This window comes from Hallella absiana, assembly GCF_025457485.1.
GTDB lineage: Bacteria > Bacteroidota > Bacteroidia > Bacteroidales > Bacteroidaceae > Prevotella > Prevotella absiana.
Map to the genome: position 1 here is coordinate 63,803 of NZ_JAMXSP010000014.1, position 19,369 is coordinate 83,171.

The window sequence follows — 19,369 nt, forward strand, 5'->3', positions numbered from 1 at the left end:
GTACTCTCTGACAACTTGTTTTTTACTGTTTGGCGCTCTTTTTACCGTTTGACATCAAAAAGCCGCTGATATATCGGTGATTCTGTTTTATTTTTTGTACTTTTGCCTTAGAAACCTATTACTACGATGATAGAACAGAGCTTTGCAAAATCTATATGTGATTTCTCTTTTGGTATGCTGGTTATGGCGCAGCTGGTCTGCACCGTAGCAATGTATTATAAGGGACAGCGCAACGACTTACAAAAAATGATGTTCCGCTTCATGTTGTATCTGTTGCTGATCAGTGTTGTAGAATTGTCTTTCTTCTACATGTCTGGTCAGCAGATGTCCGCATTGTCAGCTCCCGAGACCGACTTTCTGGAGATGACCGTAGTGCCATGTGCACTGTTCATTCTCATCAGACTCACCACACCGCGGCAGAAGATGCTGCGGCTTATCGCTGTTAACGCAGTGGTTTATCTCACGGCATTCATTCTATATCTTGTAACGGGTAGCGCGATTGTGTATCAAACCACACTCGTACTTACAGTCATCTATTCATTGGGCATCCTTGTTTATGGCTACTTCGCTGTCGAGAGGTTCAACCGTCAGTTGGAGTCTGATTTCTCCGACGAAGAGTTGTCGCTCTACTGGTTGAAATATATCGTGTGTCTTTACGCAGGGATGCTGTTGCTGTGGTTGGTTGACACTTTCTACAATTCGGAGATAATGGCTACGCTTTATAATTTTATCATGATAGTTCTCTTGGGGCTGTTCTGCTATTTTGTATATCGTCAGGAAGACATGCTCAAGGCCTTGGACAACCTGGATAAGGAAGAGAAAAAAGAAGGCTGTGTAAAGGCGTACGAGTTTGAAGGCCGTTTCCGAAAAGTCTTTGAAGAAGAAAAGATTTACCTGAACCCCAAGCTCAACATCGTGGAACTGTCTATGGCTGTGGGCACGAACCGTACCTATATCTCCAACTATATCAATCAGCAGCTGCACACCACGTTTTATGAATACGTGAACAAATGGCGGGTGAAACGGGCAAAAAAACTTCTGTCCTCCACGTCATTGCCATTGGAGGACATCGCCACACAGTCGGGATTTAATTCCTTAAGCAGCTTCCGCCGTTATTTCACCAAGTCGATGGGTACGACGCCCCAAGCTTTCCGCAAGGAATAATGTTCACAAGGAAAGGCGGGAGCATGCATTTTTTACCTTTCTAAAGTCCCTCCTTCCGCACCTGCTTAAAGTCGGAGATGCCGTAGGGAATGCGCTTGAAATCGTTGCTCATGATTGACTGCTATGAATCTTTTCTGCAAATATACGTCTTTCTTTCCATATTTGCAAGTATTAAAAGCAAAGAAAACGCCACATCCTTTGGCTGTTTCGCTGATTTACATTAAATTTGTAAGAACAAACCGATTACAGCAGACATTATGGAAAACAAAGAGTTGCGCAACGCATGGGAATTCGCTGAGCACACCGGCATCAGCATCTTTCTCACCGGAAAGGCCGGAACGGGTAAGACTACCTTCCTCAAGGCGCTGAAGGAGCATTCCTCCAAGCGCATCATCGTCGTGGCACCTACCGGCGTGGCGGCCATCAACGCCGGCGGCGTGACCATCCACAGCTTTTTCCAGTTGCCGCTCTCTCCCTATGTGCCGGGCACTACATTTAAGGACCGCTATGACTTTGGCAAGGAGAAACGGCGCATCATCCGCACGCTCGACATGCTGGTCATCGACGAGATCTCCATGGTGCGCAGCGACTTGCTCGATGCCATCGACAATGTGCTGCGGCGCTATCGCGATCCGACACTACCCTTTGGCGGTGTGCAGCTGCTGATGATCGGTGACCTTCACCAGCTCACACCCGTGGTCACGCCGCGCGACGAGGAGCTGTTGCGTCCTTACTACGATACTCCTTATTTCTTTGGCAGTCATGCGCTTCAGCAGACAAGCTACGTCACCATACAGCTCACCCATGTCTACCGTCAGCAGGATCAGGCGTTTATCGGCATCCTCAACCATGTGCGCGACGGCGTGCCGACAGCCGAGGACCTTGCCCGTCTCAACGCCCGCTGCAAGCCGATGTTCATACCAAAAGCTGAGGAAGGATACATCCGGCTGACCACTCACAACCGCATGGCCGACAGCTACAACGACAATGAACTGCATAAGCTGCCCGGCAAGCGCTATGTCTTCAAGGCTGAGATAGAGAAAGAATTTCCCGAAAGCAGCTATCCTGCCGATGTCAACCTTGAGTTGAAACAAGGCGCGCAGGTGATGTTCATCAAGAATGATCCTTCTCCCTTACACCTATATTATAATGGACGCATCGGACACGTTGTCGGCTTTGAGGAGGGTAAGGTCGTGGTGAAGTGTCCCGGCGACGACTACACCATCAGCGTGGAGCCCGCCGAATGGGAGAACACACGCTACGCCATCAACGAGGAGACGAAGGTCATCGAACCGCAGGTGCTCGGCGTCTTCCGGCAATACCCTCTGCGTCTGGCCTGGGCCATCACCATCCACAAGAGTCAGGGCTTGACCTTTGAGCACGCCATCATCGATGCGAGTGCTTCCTTCGCCTCGGGACAAGTCTATGTGGCACTGAGCCGCTGCAAGAGTCTGGAGGGTCTCGTACTCGCCTCGCAGATACAGCCCCGCAACATCATCGGCGACGCACGTGTCAACGACTATATCGCACGGCAGCAGACCGAGGCCGAGAAGAGCATCGAGGCGCTGCCTGCCCTCAAGGAGGAATACTATCGCACGCAACTCTACGACCTCTTTAACTTCATGCCGCTCTTTGCCGCTGAGCAGCAGCTCCACCGCCTCTTGCTGGAGTATTTCCGGCAGTTCCCCAAGCTCACCAGCTATCATGGTACGGTCATCGACCAGCTGAAGCAGAAGGTCATCGACGTGGCCTTGCGCTGGCGCACGGTCATCCAGCAGACATCCGCCGAGGGCTTGCACGCTCCTGCCTTCCTCGACAGGGTGAAGCGTAGCGCGGCTTACTTCGTCACGGGACTGGAGGAGATGCTGCCCGACGCCATTGAGAAAACCAAGATGGCCAGCACCAACAACAAGCGCGGCATGCAACTCTTTGACGAGCGCTACAAGGATCTCTGGCTGGCTTATCTGTCCAAGGACCGCTTGCTGCGAGCCATGGAAGAGACGCCCTTCACGGTCTCGGCTTATATGCAGGCCAAGCAGGAGACTACGCTCGACGCCATGGACGTGGTGATGCCGGGCAGCCGACCACGGAAGAGAAAGAGTAGCGTGGCTTCGCCCGTGTCGACTTCTTCAACTGAGCGCACTACGTCCAAGGCTGCTAAGGCCCCCCGCGTGTCTACCTATGTCCAGACCTACACGCTCTTCCGTCAAGGCAAGACACCGCAGCAGATTGCCGATGAGCGCCATCTGGCCCTCAGCACCATTCTCGGCCATCTGGCTCCTTATGTGAGTTCCGGTCAGATCAGTGCCGACAAGGTCATCGACGGCGAGAAGGTGAAGGCCATCCGCCACGCCATCGCGCAGTTGCCCGAGAATGCTACGACCGAGGAACGCAAGGCTGCTTGTCCGCCGGACGTGACATCCGCAGAGTTCTATTTCATTCTCAGAAGCATGCCGACAAACGAATAGCGCATGATGAAAGAAAATTGATACAAGGCTAAATGGGAAAGGATAAGACTGCCGAACAAGTTGAAGCTCGAATGGTAAATGTACTCCCAAAACTGTAAACTAAAGAGGTCTTAATGTAGGCTTTCCGTTCCTCCAGCCCAACACGAAAATCTCTTAGTTATCCATTAGAGCACGGAAGCCAGTGGCCGGGTAGTGATGATGGCTTTTGTTAGGCCTGTCTGTGCATTTGTATAGTCTTGATATGTCTGATTTTGATGCGGACTACCGAGTCTTTTTCCCCATTTTTTGCTCTTGTCTAAAGTACTGTACGGTATGACAGAGCTGGTATGAATGGTGAAAGCTGTTTTTTCCTCCGTTATTTCTTCTTTCCACCCAGTATCTTTCTTGCAGTCTCGATGATGGTGTCGCGGTTGCGGTAGAAGTCCTCCATGGTGAGCGACACGCTCACGTCGGGAGCCATGCCATTCTCGGTGCTCTGTCGGTCGCGGTCAAACATCGGGCAGGAGGAGAAACGGATGCTCCAGCCATTGGGCAACTCGCTGGAGAAGGGCAGTCCGGCACCGCCACCCGTGCGGTCGCCCACCACCTTGACGTTGGGACAGTAGCGCATATACTTCACAAACTCGTTGGCGGCAGAATAGACCTGGCGGTTGGTGAGCACCACTACGGGCTTCTGCCAGCGCAGACCCTTGCCGGGCTTGAGCCATTGCTCCTGCATCGGCGAGAAGTCATCGTGGTCTTTACCTGTCTTGTGGCGGATATAGCCCACGAGAATGCTCTTGTTGGTGAAGCGGGCCGCGAGTTCCTCAGCGCTGGTGATCATGCCGCCGCCATTGTCGCGCAGGTCGATGATCAGTCCACGGCAGGGAGCGAGGTAGAGGAGGATGTCGTCGAGATTGCCGCTGCCGATGTTGTTTTCAAAGGTGGCGCAGCGCAGGTATCCGATCTGGTCGTCGAGGATTCGGTACTTCATGCCGCTGGCGATGCGGTAGTCGGTGCCGAGATAGCGGCTGACGAGTGTGTCGCTGTAGTTGCTGGGATAGTTCTCGTGAAAGCCCCAGTAGCGGGTGTAGTCAAAGGAGGCAAAGAGGTTGACGTGTCCGTCCTTGAGTGTGGCAAGCATATTGCCGAGCACCTCAAGGAGCTGTTCGTCGGTCATTTGATTGTTGATCTGCTGTGCATAGACCGTGTGGATAGAGTCCCAGTCCACGCCTTTCTCCTGGAAGAAGCAGTAGTGCTCGTCCATGATTTTCCACAAGGCCTCAAAGTTGCCTTTAGGGTTGTCGGCAAACTGGTCCTCGTCGACGCAGGCTGTGCAGAGCAGCAGGGCGGCGAGGAAAAGAAGAAGATGGCGGACGGTCGTTTTCATAGTTGGAACAGATCAATAGCACCAGCCGAGGGTGATGCTGTGGGTATATTGGTGGTATTTAAGGTTGTTGGCTTTCATCTGTCGGTATTCGCCGAGATAGCCCACGCGGAAGGTAGTGCGCCACAGACGGAAGTCCAAGCTCAGATGCTGATAGAGCTGTGGAGCACTGAAAGGTGACGTGCACACGATGTTGTGGTCATAGTCGCCGCGTGAGAAGATCTCGTAGTACGACTGTCCGTAGTTGGGCGAGAAGGCCATGCCGATGAGCGGCATTGTCACGTCGTAGTGCAGGGCGAGAGGGCGCCGCCCGGTGTGGAGCTGCCATGTCAGTCGGGCTGTCGGGTCGATGGAGAGAGCGATGCGTGCTTGTGCCGGATTGTTGCTGTTGCGCGTGTCATAGGCACCGCCGAGTGTGCCGTCGATGGCTCCTCCTGCAAGCAGCGTCAGCCGTGGGGAAGCCCAGTGCCAGCGATACATCCAGCCGAGCCTGAGGTTGTAGAGTAGTGAGAGCAGCGATTTGTCGTTGCCGCGTGTGCCTGCCACAGAGACGAGTACGTGGTGTACGGCCTCTCTGACTATTTTGCTGCTGTCGCGCCGCCAAAGTGTCTGCGAGAGATAGCCAAACTCCGTGCCTGTGAACTTCTCCTGCGAGAGATAGGTGTCGAGGATGTCGGTATAGCCCACACTCACTTGCCCGGCCCGCTCACGCTGTGTGGCGTGTTGGACAGGTTGGTTTTCCTGTGCCGCGAGGCTTGTAGCGATGGCGGCGATGGCGAGGGTGGTGGTTAGTCTATTCATATAGATAATATATGGAAGCCCTCCTCTAACTCTCCACCCAAGGGGGGAGAAAGGCAATTCCCGAGCGTTTGGTTGTTGATGGTTTAGCGGTCCTCCCCCCTTGGGGGGAGTTAGAGGAGGGCTGTATTGATGACTTTGCGGTCCTCCCCCCCTCGGGGGGAGCTAAAGGGGGGGCTCCTACTCTGGGAACAAGTTGAGCTGTCCCGTGATCTCGTCGATGACCTGCTGCTGCGACTTACCGGCATCAGGGTCGAGGTTCTCCTCCTGTTCGTTGTCTTCGGGATTGTTGTCCTCCGGCTCCGGTTCGGGCTGTCTGAGCGGTTCGAGCTCTTCCACCTTGTCGACCTGCCATGTGGCGATGCGCTTACCCTTGGCCTTGAAACCCTTCACGGCAATGAAGCTGTCCACGTCGATGTCCATTGGCGCGCGTGACGCGTCAGCACCACCGAAAGTCACACGCACACGCGGATAGACGGTGTCGGTGAGCAATAGCAGCTGGTTCTTGGGGTTGTCGCCGAGGAAGCTCTGGTGCTTACGGCTGGCCTCCATCTGGAAGCGCTTGATATAAGCATAGCCGCTGTTGTCGGCATCGAAGAGCACGGCGGTCCACACTTTGTCGGGCCGCCACTTCTCGATGATGCGGATGTTGTCCTCGTAGTGGTTGTTCTGGTCGAAGTCGGTGATGTAGAACTCATTGTTGTCGAGCACGACGAGGATGCTGTCGCCGTCGTTGAACTCCCCGAGCAGGCGTCCGCGCTCCTCGTAGTTGATGCGGTTGACATCGGGGTCGAACCATACCTTGCGGCCGCCAAGGGTAGAGTGTCCGTGGCTCTTGAGCGAGATGCGGTGGATGCTCTGCTTCGACAGAATGTTGCCGTGAGCCGTACGTCCCTTGATGGGCACCTCGGCAAAGTCTTTGTCCATGAAGATGTTTTGCTTCTTCTTGGTCGGATCAGGGTCGAGCGTCACTTTGATGATCTCTGCTTCGCCATTGGGGTTGGCGGTGAAGTAAAGCACGCGTGAGCCCGGCTTGCCCTGGGTGAGGTCGTAGTCGCGGTCACGGATGATGCTGGTGATGTTGAAGCGCTTGATATAGTAGTAGCCCTGCCGCCCGTCGCGGTAGACAACGTTGTAGACCGTGCGCTTGTCGTTGCGCTTGAAGACCTGCACCCAGAGAATGTTCTTGCCCACGAAGATCTTGTCGGCCACGCGGATGACCTTGTATTTGCCGTCGCGGTAGAAGATGATGATGTCGTCGAGGTCGGAGCAGTTGCAGACAAACTCGTCCTTCTTCAGTCCCGTACCCACGAAGCCGTCCTGACGGTTGATATAGAGTTTCTCGTTGGCCTCTACCACCTTTGTGGAGTCGATGTTCTCGAAGCTGCGTATCTCGGTGCGGCGTGGGTGGTCCTTGCCGTAGGTGTCCTTGAGATGTTGGAACCAGGCGATGGTGACGTCGGTCATGTGTGCCAGGTCATGGTCGATGCCTTTGATCTCAGCCTTGATCTTCGCCATGAGCTGGTCGGCCTTGTCCTTATTATATTTCAGGATGCGCTGCATCTTGATCTCGAGCAGTCGCAAGTAGTCGTCGCGGGTGATGTCGCGCAGCAACTGCTCTTTATAGGGTGTGAACTTCTCGTCGAGGAATTTCACCACGGCATCCTGGTTGGCAGCCTGCTCGAAGCGGCGCTCCTTGTACATGCGCTCTTCGATGAAGATGCGCTCCAGCGAGGCGAAGAAGAGCTGTTCCTGCAGCTCACCCTTGCGGATGAGCAGCTCCTTGCGCAGCAGGCCCATGGTGCGGTCGGTGCTGTGGCGCAGCACGTCGCTGACGGTGAGGAAGCACGGTTTGTTGTCCTCGATGACGCAGCAGTTGGGCGAGATATTGATCTCGCAGTCCGTGAAGGCATAGAGGGCGTCGATGGTCTTGTCGGACGAGGTGCCCGGGGTGAGCTGTACCTGAATCTCCACGTCACGGGCTGTCATGTCGATGACGCGGCGGGCCTTGATCTTGCCTTTCTCGATGGCTTTGGTGATGGAGTCCTGCAGAGTGGCGGCTGTTTTGGAGAACGGCACTTCGCGGATGACAAGCGTCTTGTTGTCGAGCTTGTCGATCTTGGCACGGACACGCACCACGCCGCCGCGCTGCCCGTCGTTGTATTTGCTCACGTCGATGGCACCGCCGGTGGGGAAGTCGGGATAGAGATGGAACTCCTCGCCCTTGAGGTAGTGGATGGCGGCGTCGCAGAGCTCGTTGAAGTTATGGGGCAGCACCTTGCTGGAGAGTCCCACGGCGATGCCGTCGGCACCTTGTGCCAGCAGCAGCGGGAATTTCACGGGCAGGGTCACCGGCTCCTTGTTGCGTCCGTCGTAGCTCATCTGCCAATCAGTGGTCTTCGGGTTGAAGACCGTCTCAAGGGCAAACTTCGAGAGTCGTGCCTCGATATATCGGGGAGCGGCGGCACGGTCACCGGTGAGGATGTTACCCCAGTTGCCCTGCGTGTCGATGAGCAGATTCTTTTGTCCGAGCTGCACGAGTGCGTCGCCGATGGAGGCGTCGCCGTGAGGGTGGAACTGCATGGTGTGTCCCACGATGTTGGCCACCTTGTTGTAGCGTCCGTCGTCCATGCGCTTCATCGAGTGAAGGATACGGCGCTGCACAGGTTTCAGTCCATCCTCGATTTGCGGCACAGCGCGCTCAAGGATGACATAGGAGGCATAGTCCAGAAACCAGTTCTTGTACATGCCGCTGAGATGATGCACGGCCGAGGCATCGAAGCGGTCGGCGGGCTTGTAGTCGGAGTGCTCGTCTTCGGTGAGCTCGTCGTCGTCTGATAGCTGTTCGCCCTCGTTGGGCTTGTTGTTGCTGCTATCTTTCAGCTCTTTATCTTTGTCTATAGTCTTGTCGTCGTCCATAAAAGTGATTGGCGTATGTTTCTTGCAAAGTTAATAAAAAAGAAGAAGAAAGCAAAATATTCTTTGTAACTTTGCACTAAAAACAGACACCAATGAGGAAATACTTTAGCCATTACCGGGCTCTCGTGATGTTGGGCACGCCGCTGATCATCGGACAGATCGGCGTGGTGCTTCAGAACTTTGCCGACACGCTGATGATCGGTCACCACACTACTGTGGAGCTTGCCGCGGCATCGCTGGTGAGCAACATCTTCATCCTGGGACTGCTCATGGCCATGGGGTTTGCCCTTTGCATGACACCGCTCATCGGCAAAGCCTACGGACAGGGTGACGTGGACAGCATCGGGTCGACGGTGAAAAATGGACTGGCGGTGAACACGCTGGCTGCTCTTGTGCTGATGGCTGTCTACTCAATACTCTATTTCTTCCTTGATAAGCTTGGGCAGCCTGATGAGCTGTTGCCCTATGTGCGTCCTTACTATCTCATCAACCTGGTGTCCATTCCCTTTGTCTGTTGGGTCAACGGGTTGAAGCAACTCTTCGATGCTACCACCGACACGAAGACGCCGATGTGGATACTCCTCGGTGGCAATGCGCTGAACATCGTGGGCAACTGGCTGCTCATCTATGGTCACTGGGGTTTGCCCGAGATGGGCATCACCGGTGCGGGCTTATCCACACTGGCAGCCCGCGTGACGATGTTCATAGCTATCGCCCTGTGTTTTGCTTTTTCTGTACGTCATCGCGCCGAGCGTGCAGCATTCCGAAAATGCCGGGTGAGTCGCGGTGAGATGCGCGCGCTCGCCGTCTTGGGTACGCCTATCAGCTTGCAGATGGGCATGGAGAGCGGTGCCTGGTCGCTGTGCAGCATCATCGTGGGATGGATCGGCACTAATGCACTGGCCGGGCATCAGATCATGCTCACCATCAGCCAGCTTTTCTTCCAGTTCTACTATGCGCTTGCTTCGGCAGTGTCTATCCGTGTGAGCCATTTCCATGGGCAACACGACTACACGGCTATCGGCGTACGGCATGGGCAGGATGTCATCTCAACTTCATGATTGCTATCCTTGTCTCTGTGCCTGTGATCATCTTCCGCGAGCAGATGGGCTTTCTCTTTACCAGTTCACCTATGGTAGCGGCTGAGGTGGCCAGTGCCATCGTGCCGCTGATCATCTATCAGTTCAGCGATGGCTTGCAGTGCACTTTCAGCAATGCGATGCGCGGTCTGGCTTATGTCAAGCCGGTGATGCTCGTGGCCTTTCTCTCTTATTTCGTGGTGTCGCTGCCCTTGGCTTATCTCTTCGGCATCAGCCTGCATGGCGGCTTGGTGGGCGTGTGGTTCTCCTTCCCCTTCGGACTCACTATTGCGGGAGTACTCTACTACTATTTCTATCATCGCCGGCTGCTGTCCTTGGAAAAGACAGAGTAACAAAGTAAGGGCTTTAATAAGACAGAGTAACAGAGTAAAAATATTGCTTGGCAGACAGCCTCAAAGTTTCCATTGACAGCGGTTCATGTCTACACAACCGTTGGACTTAAAGAGCACGCCTTCGTGGAGGAGTCGCTCGCGCTGCTCCGGAAAGACGGGGGAGAGACGACCTGCGCTGTTGACAACACGATGGCACGGAAGATGCAACTCCTGTGGTACACGACTGAGCCAGAAGCCTACTTGGCGGGCATGATGAGGACACCCGGCCAAGGTGGCTACCTGACCGTAGGTGAGCACACGACCGGAGGGTATCTGTCTGACAATGTCGTAGACAGCCTTCACGAACTCTCTTCTCTTGTCTGCTTTTGCGTCCTTCATTATACGCTATTTATTATTTATACATTATACACTATACATTATACATTATTCTGTATAATTGCCTTGACAAGGTCGTCTTTCCTGTCCTGTACCTTTAGTATTTGTTCTTCCAGTGATCCACGCGTGATGAAGCGGTAGACCATGACCGAGCGTCGTTGTCCCGAGCGGTGAGCACGGGCAATGGCCTGTTCCTCAGCAGCATGGTTCCACCATGGGTCAAGGAGAAAGACATAGTCGGCCTCAGTGAGGTTGAGGCCTTCACCACCCGCCTTGAGCGAGACGAGAAAGAACTGACAGGAGGGCGTCTGCTGGAAATGCTTCACAATGGCTTCGCGGTCACGGCTCTGTCCTGTGAGCATGTCGTAGCTCCAGCCGCGCTGCTTCATCTCTTCTGCAATCACGTCGAGGAAAGAGGTGAACTCGCTGAAGAGTAATACCTTGTGGTCGGTGCCTCGCAATTCCTCCAGTCGATCGAAGACTTCCAACACCTTTCCAGAGTCGCCTTCTTTATGTTCCAGTTTGGGACTGCAGGCCAGTCGGCGCAAGCGGGTGATGGCGGCCAACACCACGATCCGGTTGTTGGCTTGCTCCGCATCCATCAGCAGGTTGCGCATCTTGCTCTGTTCTTCTTCGTAGAGAGCCGCTTGCGCCTCGGTCATATCGCACCATACCTGCTCGTCTTGTCGCTCAGGCAGACTGTCGAGCACGTCGCCACGCAGTCGGCGAAGGAAATAGGGGGCGACAAGTTTGCGCAGGATCGCTGTATGCTCATCCTGCAAGTTGACGTTGATGGGATGGATGAAATTGTTTTGAAAGGTCTCGTAGTCGCCAAGGAGAGCAGGGTTGAGTACGCTCATCAGCGTCCACAGTTCATCGAGCGCGTTGACCATCGGCGTACCTGTGAGTGCAATGGGGAAGTCGGCATGAATCTTCAGCACAGCCTGATAGAGTAGTGACGTGTTGTTGCGGAAGGCATGTGCCTCGTCATAAACGGCAATGGCGAAGGACAGACGGCTGAGCACTCCAATGTCGTTGCGGAGCATAGGGTAGGAGGTGAGCACTACGTCGGCATTGGCGAGTTGGGACTGTTTGACAGCCCGCTCGCGGGCATTGCCCGTATACTCCACCACACGCAGTGAGGGAGCAAAGCGCCGAAACTCGTCGTGCCAGTTGAAGACGACGGAGGAGGGAGCGGCAACAAGCACGGGACGGTGACCGGACTGCTGACGCAGATCGGGTTGGGAAACGGCTGCCGGCGGTATGGCTTTTGCGGCGTGCCCGCTCATCTCCTCATCAGAGAACAAACTCATCTGAACAGGCGTGCTGGTTGGCTTACTCCTTATTATATGGTTACTCCTTATAACCTGATCACTCCTTATTATATTATAGTCAGCCTGATCTTCAGAATTCCCGGCATCCTTAATGAGTCCGTTGTCTGTCGTGTCTTCTCTACTACGATCATCAGTTGGAGCGGATGCTGAACTTTCGAAATAATGGAGGATGACGGCAATTGTCTGTACCGTCTTACCCAGACCCATGTCGTCGCCAAGCAGACAGCCCGTACCACCATGTTGATGGCTGAGCATCCATTGGTAGCCTAAAAGCTGATAAGGGCGCAGCGTGGCCTTCAGTCCTTTTGGTGGCAAGGCCTTTTCCTCTGTGTCGCCGGTTGCGGGAGCTTTCAGTGTAGTCGGCAGGAGGTCTTCGGTCGGCAATACCGTCTGTTGAGAACGGTGAAAGGTGAGCGTGCCATGGCTTTTCATCAGTCCAAAGAGCATAGCAGCACTGTATTGGGCATACCACTCGTCGGGAATGACAAACCAGTTGCCCGAGGGTAGTCTCACCTCTCGGTCGCCATTGATGATTGCATCACGGAAGTCGGTGAGTGCCATCTGCGTGCCATCGGGAAAGACAAGGGTGACGTGCATCTGAAACCAGTCGCCCGTCCAGCGGTCGTTATGGATTCTCTCCACCTCACCGATGACATAGTGGTGGGTGGTGCGCTGCTGCGTCTCAATGCCGTGCTGGTTGAGCACAGCCTCGTTGGCTGTCAGCCATGCTGTCATCTCTTGCAGCGGTGCAGTCTGAGGACGGTGGAGCTCGTTGTCGAGTAGTTCGGTGATTGTGGACTCCCATTCGCGGTTGCGCCAGATGCAGACAAAGGTCACGCTCTTGCCGTCGTCGTGGAGAGTCACACTCTTCTCCCGGCGGTCAGAAACGGAGAACGTAGCCGTGTCGTAGACAAACTGCGTGTCGAGCGTATAAAGACCATTGATCGATGCTTGCAGCGTCAGCACCGCCTTACCCTGAGGATGCAGATTGTCGACGTCGAAGCCATCAGAGGAAATGTCGATCTTCTTGACGATCTTTAGGATGAATTGCCGGAAATACTTTGCCTGGATGGAAGCAGGAATATGGTAGATCTCTTTCTTCAGAAAGGGCGTGAGCAGTTTGCCGCCGAGTCCCTCGTCAAGTTGTCGGAGACTATGGTCGATGACGAAGAGCGAGGGATTGTTGCAGAGTACCTGTGTGTGGTGAGCCGAGGGGATGATGTCGTCGCCGAGCGTGAGCCGGTAGTCGATGCCGTCGTCGGTCTTGGTGAAGGCCGCGTGCAGTTTCAGTGGCTCGGCATTCAGGTGCAGCTCATCCTGCTGTCTGAGCCATTCGCCGGGCTTGGGGGCAAAGAATATGTGCACGCCGAGCCGTGAGGCGGTGGCTACCGCCTCGGTGATATGCAGATCCACCTGAGAGATGACATATCGCTGTGTGGTCTTGTCGGCTTTTTCGAAGAATGCTTTCTTGGTGTTGAAGTTGCGTCCGGCCTTGGAAAAGAGGTTGTCGGACTGAGTCCAAAGACACAGTTCTACGAGTCGCTTCAGTTCCTTGTCGTCTATGTCTGTCGCCTTGTCGATGAAGTCACCACCGGCGTACTCCTCTCCCTCTGCATGGACATGACGCAACCGCAGGGTGTAGAGATTCCAAAAGCCAAGCGGACTGATGAGCAGGGCGAGACTATCCATTGGCGAGTGCTTTCTCCAAGGCAGTGAGATCCTCGTCGCTTGTTGCCCAGCTGGTCACAAAGCGACAGACGAGCTGACGGTCGTCCTTCTGTTCCCACACCTCAAAGACAATGCTTTTGCTGAGTCGCTGTTGTTGTTCGGGCGTGAGGATGACAAACTGCTGGTTGGTTGGTGAGTCGATGGCCAGCTGAACACCGTATTTGCGGAAGAGCGCCTTCATGCGCATGGCCATGTCGATGGCATGGCGTGAGATGCGGCCATAGAGGTCGTCGGTGAAGAGCGTGTCGAACTGCAATCCGAGCATACGTCCCTTGGCGAGCAGGGCTCCGTGGCGCTTGATAGTAGTGAAGAAACCGCGTGGCGGCCGCTGCTGCGAGAAGACCACGGCTTCGCCGAACATAGCGCCCACCTTTGTGCCTCCAATGTAGAAAGCGTCGCAGTGGTGAGCCAGGAAGGGCAGCGTCATGTCGGTGCCCTCGGCTGCCAGGCCGTAGCCCAAACGGGCACCATCGACATACAGAGCAAGGTGGTAGCGGCGGGCCATATCATAGAGTGCGCCAAGCTCCTCCTGAGAGTAGATGAGTCCCATCTCGGTGGGCAGCGTGATGTAGATCATCCCCGGCTGCACTTCATGCTCATGGCTGGGATCGGCAAGGAAACGCTCCATATAGTCAGCCACCTGCTGCGCCGTGAGTTTCGTGTCGGCCGAGGGCAGGGCGAGAACCTTATGCCCGAATGCCTCCACGGCGCCGGCCTCGTGCACGTTGATGTGTGCCATGTCGGTGGCAATGACGCCCTCGCCCGGAGCGAGCAGAGCGTCGATCATCGTAGTGTTGGTCTGTGTGCCGCCGATGAGGAAGTAGATTTCAGCGTTACCCATCTGGCAGGCGTGCCGGATCTTTTCCTTAGCTTGCTCGCAGTAGGGGTCGTTGCCGTAGCCACTGGTCTGCTCGTCATTGGTGTCGAAGAGGCGGTGCAGGATTTCGGGTTGCACGCCATTGTTGTAATCGCTTTCAAAAGAAACCATATTGCTTACTGATTATTATTGCATTTTTGTTATGAACTTACAAAGATAAGACTTTTAAATTGATTGAGCAAGAAAAGCACGACTCATCATTTCTTATGATACTTTTTATTTGCGTATCTCGTGGAAATTGGCTACCTTTGCAAGCCTAATCAACGGGGTGTGTGCGCAAACACCACTCCACATTATTTATTTATCCTCAAAAATACAACCACGCTTATGAGCAACGCATGGCGCAACTTCCGCGGTACCCTTTGGACGGAAGAGATCAACATCAGAGATTTTATTCAGCATAACTACACCCAGTACGACGGTGACGAGAGCTTCCTCGTCGGTCCTACTGACGCTACCAACACCCTTTGGGGCGAACTGCAAAAGTTGCAAAAGGAGGAACGTGCCAAAGGTGGCGTCCTCGACATGGAGACAGAGGTGGTCTCCGGACTCACTGCCTATGGTCCCGGCTACATCAACGAGAAAACCAAAGACCTCGAACGTGTCGTAGGTCTTCAGACCGACAAGCCGCTGAAACGTGCCTTCATGCCCTATGGTGGCATCAAGATGGCTGAGCAGGCTTGCACTACTTATGGCTATCAGCCTTCCGAGGAGATTCACAATATCTTCCATAAATATGTGAAGACACACAACGACGGTGTCTTTGACGCTTACACGCCGGAGATGAAGCACGTGCGTCACAACCATATCCTCACCGGTCTGCCCGACACTTATGGCCGTGGCCGCATCGTGGGTGACTATCGTCGTGTAGCCCTCTACGGTATCGACCGCCTCATCCAGGAGAAGCAGAACGACCTCGCCAACATGGGCGAGCGCGAGATGATCGACGAGGTCATCCGTCTGCGCGAGGAGATCGCCATGCAGATCAAAGCGCTCAAGGGCCTCAAGGAGATGGCTGCTCAGTATGGCTTCGACATCTCCCAGCCCGCTACCAATGCCCGTGAGGCTGTGCAGTGGCTCTACTTCGGTTACTTAGGAGCCGTGAAGACACAGAACGGTGCCGCCATGTCGGTGGGCCGCGTGTCTACCTTCCTCGACATCTATATCACCCGCGACCTCAACGAGGGCACGCTCACCGAGCAGGATGCCCAGGAGCTCATCGACCACTTGGTGATGAAGTTCCGCATGGTGAAGTTTGCCCGTATCCCTTCTTATAATGAGCTCTTCTCCGGCGACCCCGTGTGGGCTACCCTTGAGGTGGCAGGTATCGGACAGGACGGTCGCCACATGGTGACGAAAAACGACTTCCGCTTCCTCCATACCCTGGAGAACATGGGACCTTCGCCCGAGCCCAACCTCACCGTGCTCTACAGCAGCCGCCTGCCGAAGGCCTTCAAGCGCTACGCTGCCTTCATCTCGGTGAAGACCAGCTCTATCCAGTATGAGAACGACGATGTGATGCGTCCTGTCTGGGGTGACGACTACAGTATCTGCTGCTGCGTGAGCGCTACACAGACGGGTAAGGAGATGCAGTTCTTCGGCGCCCGTGCCAACCTAGCCAAGTGCCTCACCTACGCCATCAGCGGTGGCGTGGACAGCAAGACACGTGAGCAGGTGGGTCCCGCCTACCGTCCTATCGAGGGCGACGTGGTGACCTACGACGAGTTCATGCCTCGCTTCATGGATATGATGGAGTGGCTGGCCGCTGTCTATGTCAAGACGCTGAACCTCATCCACTACATGCACGACAAATACTTCTATGAGGCTGAGGAGATGGCTCTCATCGACACTGATGTGCGCCGCACCTTCGCTACGGGTATTGCCGGCTTCTCTCATGTTGTTGACTCTATCTCGGCGATCAAATATGCCAAGGTCAACATCATCCGTGACGAGACGGGCTTCCCCCTGGAGTTCAAGACCGAGGGCGACTTCCCCCGCTATGGCAATGATGACGATCGTGCTGACAGCATCGCAGTGTGGTTGCTCAAGACTTTCATCGGCATGGTGAAGAAACATCACACCTATCGCAACTCCGAGCCGACAACGTCTATCCTGACCATCACTTCCAATGTGGTCTATGGTAAGTACACGAGCAACATGCCTGACGGCCGTAAGGCCGGTGCCCCGCTCTCTCCAGGTGCCAACCCATCTTATGGCGCTGAGAAGAACGGCCTGTTGGCTTCGCTCAACTCGCTGGCTAAGTTGCCCTACAAGTATGCACTCGACGGCATCTCCAACACGCAGACCATCAGCCCCAGCGCGCTCGGACACGACGACGACCAGCGTGCCGAGACACTCGTCAGCGTCATGGACGGCTATTTCGACAAGGGTGCACACCACCTCAATGTCAACGTCTTCGGCGTGGACAAACTCAAGGACGCCATGGAGCATCCTGAGAAGCCGGAGTATGCTAACTTCACCATCCGTGTGAGTGGCTATGCCGTGAAGTTCATCGACCTGACCCGTGAGCAGCAGCTCGACGTCATCGCCCGCCAGGCTCATGAAAGACTCTAAGACACTCGGCCTCACCTCTCCTCAGGGAGGTGGGGCTTCTTTATACGTTCACTCCACCGAGTCGTTTGGCTCTGTCGATGGTCCCGGCATCCGCTTCATCATCTTTCTCAAAGGCTGTCACATGCGCTGCCGCTATTGCCACAATCCCGACACATGGCGCATGGCAGGAGCAGAGGAGAAAGCCACGACGGTGACGGAACTGCTCGACCAGGCTGAACGCTATCGTGCCTATTGGGGCGACAAGGGTGGCATCACGGTCAGCGGCGGCGAGGCTCTGTTGCAGATCGACGGGCTTATCGCACTCTTCGAGGAGGCGCACCGACGCGGCATCAACACGTGTCTCGACACGGCAGCCCAGCCGTTTACGCGCCGCGAACCTTTCTACGGCAAGTTCCTGCGGCTGATGCAGAGCACAGACACCGTGCTGCTCGACTTGAAGCATATCGACAGCGAGGCGCACCGTCAGCTCACCGGTCACGGCAATGAGAACATTCTAGACTGTGCCCGTTGTCTCTCCGACCTTGGCGTGCCGGTATGGATCCGCCACGTGCTCGTGCCGGGCGTCACCGACGACGAGGACCAGCTGCACCGTCTCAGGGCCTTCATCGACACGCTCAACAATGTGGAGCGCGTCGAGGTGCTGCCTTATCATACCCTTGGCGTCTATAAGTGGGAGGAACTCGGCATACCTTATACGCTCAAAGACGTGCCCACACCCAGCAAGGAACAAGTGGCGCGCGCCGAAGAGATACTCTGTGGGAAATAGAATAAGCATAGACAAAGACGGAGCATCTGCGAAAAAATGCGCGGGTGCTCCGTCTTTGTTTATATGGTCTACCCAAGTTTGTTATTATTGTTTTTCACCCATAGGAATGCGGGACTTTCTTATGGTCTCTTGCGCATCCTTGCATTAAGGTTGCATGGCGTCTATTTCCCACTCGTCCACCGTGTGCTTGTCGGCATCTGGGGACAGCAGATCACGGACGTAGGCCGCATGTACCTCCTCATTTGGAATGGCAAGTTCATAGGCTCTAATCTCCCTGTCATAGCCCTTGATGGTGAGGTAGCCGCTCTGATAGAGCAATGGCAGAGCGTCGTGCATGTTCTCAGTGGGCACGTCGAAAGCAAAATCCAGTGTCTCCAAAGAGTTACCTGATGCGAAGTCTGTATTGAAATGTTGCATCTGATTGATGAGAAAGGGAGGTGTGCTATACGTAGACCAGTAGTTGCTCAGCTGTCGGTCACCTAATGCATTGAGCAGGCTGAAAGGATTGAAGACCTCTTCTGCATCTTCAGCAAAATGGTAGCCACCATATTTCTGCTTGATCTTGTTAAACATCTCCTCATAGGTCAGGTGATAATCCTTGGCCATCTGCTCTATGCTCTCCTTAAAGACAGTTTGTACCTCATGCTCCGTAAAGCCGCAGATAGATGCGAACTTAGGGCGCATAGATACATAAACGATATTGTTGAAGCTTGAAAAGATGCTCGGCTGTGGGAATCTCGTGATGCCAGTGATGAAGCAATACTCGACATACTGCTCTTCGACTTTGAGCGGTATGCAGAAATTCAGTAACTCCTCTTGTATGGCGTCAAGCTTAGCCTGGTCACCAAGTGCGTCAGGTAAAGCGGCATCATAATTGTCGATGAGGACCACTACCTGCTTACCGGTCTCCTTATATAATCGTCTGATCAGTCCGTCAAGCTTCATTCCGGGTGTAGACTCATCGGCGTTCTCCTCGTAGATATCCAATTGCTTCAAAGTCTGAATCAGCGATTGTTGAAACTCTTGAGGCGTAGTGCATCCCTTCGTAGAACTGAGGTCGAGATGGATGACCGGGTACTGCGTCCATTCTTTTTCGAGCTCCATGATCTTCAACCCTCTGAAGAGTTCTTTGTCGCCACGGAAGTAGGAATCTAAGGTCGACGTGAGCAGCGACTTGCCGAAACGCCGGGGCCGGCTCATGAATATAAACTTGGCATAGTGTACCAACTCCCATACGAGGTCGGTCTTGTCAACGTAGATATAGCCACCGTTTATGATTTCCGAGAAGGTCTGAATGCCTACCGGATATTTTCTCATCATCTGCTCCATAGTGCGTTCATTCTTTATTCTTTTGCAAACTTACGCAATTATTTTGTAATGTGCAACTTTGGGCGATGGATTCTATGACGATAGAATGATATTGTCAGTGACTGACTATATTCCTCTTTTTTTGGCCCAAGGGGGATTGTCCGTGGCGGGCAGATGCCGCTGCCTAACCAAAGACAGTAACACATCTATAGAAAAAGAAGGGTATATCCCTTATTCCCTTCAGGCATGACCTGAAGGCT

11 protein-coding genes and 1 pseudogene are annotated in these 19,369 nt (G+C 54.3%); 5 read left to right on the forward strand and 7 right to left on the reverse strand.

Annotated elements, in window-relative coordinates; all coding sequences use genetic code 11:
• Window positions 1–174 precede the first annotated feature (174 nt).
• Together NG346_RS08715 and NG346_RS08720 are read left to right on the forward strand one after the other, a co-directional pair.
• The gene (locus NG346_RS08715; protein WP_262280416.1) at window positions 175–1,164 is read left to right on the forward strand and encodes a helix-turn-helix domain-containing protein; all 990 of its coding nucleotides are present in this window, start codon (window positions 175–177) and stop codon (window positions 1,162–1,164) included.
• Between the two features lie 254 nt (window positions 1,165–1,418).
• Window positions 1,419–3,632 (forward strand): helix-turn-helix domain-containing protein, encoded by a 2,214-nt coding sequence (locus NG346_RS08720; protein WP_262280471.1) that lies wholly within the window; start codon window positions 1,419–1,421, stop codon window positions 3,630–3,632.
• A gap of 355 nt (window positions 3,633–3,987) precedes the next feature.
• Here NG346_RS08720 and NG346_RS08725 read toward each other — a convergent pair whose 3' ends face one another.
• The 3 genes from NG346_RS08725 to NG346_RS08735 all read right to left on the reverse strand — a co-directional run bounded on the left by NG346_RS08725 (window position 3,988) and on the right by NG346_RS08735 (window position 8,715).
• Window positions 3,988–5,001, reverse strand: a complete 1,014-nt coding sequence (locus NG346_RS08725; protein WP_262280415.1) for a S41 family peptidase — start codon at window positions 4,999–5,001, stop codon at window positions 3,988–3,990.
• Between the two features lie 12 nt (window positions 5,002–5,013).
• On the reverse strand, window positions 5,014–5,799 hold the full coding sequence (locus NG346_RS08730; RefSeq protein ID WP_262280414.1) for a DUF3316 domain-containing protein: 786 nt from the start codon (window positions 5,797–5,799) through the stop codon (window positions 5,014–5,016).
• Between the two features lie 177 nt (window positions 5,800–5,976).
• Window positions 5,977–8,715, reverse strand: coding sequence for a DNA gyrase/topoisomerase IV subunit A (locus NG346_RS08735; RefSeq protein ID WP_262280413.1), 2,739 nt, complete (start codon window positions 8,713–8,715; stop codon window positions 5,977–5,979).
• 194 nt (window positions 8,716–8,909) lie between these two features.
• Here NG346_RS08735 and NG346_RS08740 point away from each other — a divergent pair.
• A pseudogene (locus tag NG346_RS08740) lies at window positions 8,910–10,147 on the forward strand (MATE family efflux transporter).
• A gap of 60 nt (window positions 10,148–10,207) precedes the next feature.
• On the opposite strand, the gene NG346_RS08745 reads toward NG346_RS08740, so the two are convergent.
• From NG346_RS08745 to NG346_RS08755, 3 genes are read right to left on the reverse strand one after another with little or no spacing between them, the layout of a single operon-like run.
• Complete coding sequence (locus tag NG346_RS08745; protein ID WP_262280412.1) at window positions 10,208–10,525, reverse strand: MGMT family protein; 318 nt, start codon at window positions 10,523–10,525, stop codon at window positions 10,208–10,210.
• Window positions 10,526–10,563: 38 nt separating this feature from the next.
• Window positions 10,564–13,545, reverse strand: a complete 2,982-nt coding sequence (locus NG346_RS08750; protein WP_262280411.1) for a DEAD/DEAH box helicase — start codon at window positions 13,543–13,545, stop codon at window positions 10,564–10,566.
• Window positions 13,538–14,572 carry a threonine aldolase family protein gene (locus tag NG346_RS08755; protein ID WP_262280410.1) on the reverse strand — a complete coding sequence of 345 codons (1,035 nt, stop codon included), beginning with the start codon at window positions 14,570–14,572 and terminating at the stop codon, window positions 13,538–13,540. The genes NG346_RS08750 and NG346_RS08755 overlap by 8 nt, the downstream gene beginning before the upstream one ends.
• Window positions 14,573–14,788: 216 nt before the next feature.
• On the opposite strand from NG346_RS08755, the gene pflB reads away from it, so the two are divergent.
• Together pflB and pflA are read left to right on the forward strand one after the other, a co-directional pair.
• Window positions 14,789–17,035 (forward strand): formate C-acetyltransferase, encoded by a 2,247-nt coding sequence (gene pflB, locus NG346_RS08760; RefSeq protein WP_262280409.1) that lies wholly within the window; start codon window positions 14,789–14,791, stop codon window positions 17,033–17,035.
• Window positions 17,022–17,801, forward strand: coding sequence for a pyruvate formate-lyase-activating protein (gene pflA, locus NG346_RS08765; RefSeq protein WP_262280408.1), 780 nt, complete (start codon window positions 17,022–17,024; stop codon window positions 17,799–17,801). The genes pflB and pflA overlap by 14 nt, the downstream gene beginning before the upstream one ends.
• A 144-nt stretch (window positions 17,802–17,945) precedes the next feature.
• Here pflA and NG346_RS08770 read toward each other — a convergent pair whose 3' ends face one another.
• Complete coding sequence (locus NG346_RS08770) at window positions 17,946–19,130, reverse strand: ATP-binding protein (protein ID WP_262288600.1); 1,185 nt, start codon at window positions 19,128–19,130, stop codon at window positions 17,946–17,948.
• Between the last annotated feature and the right edge of the window lie 239 nt (window positions 19,131–19,369).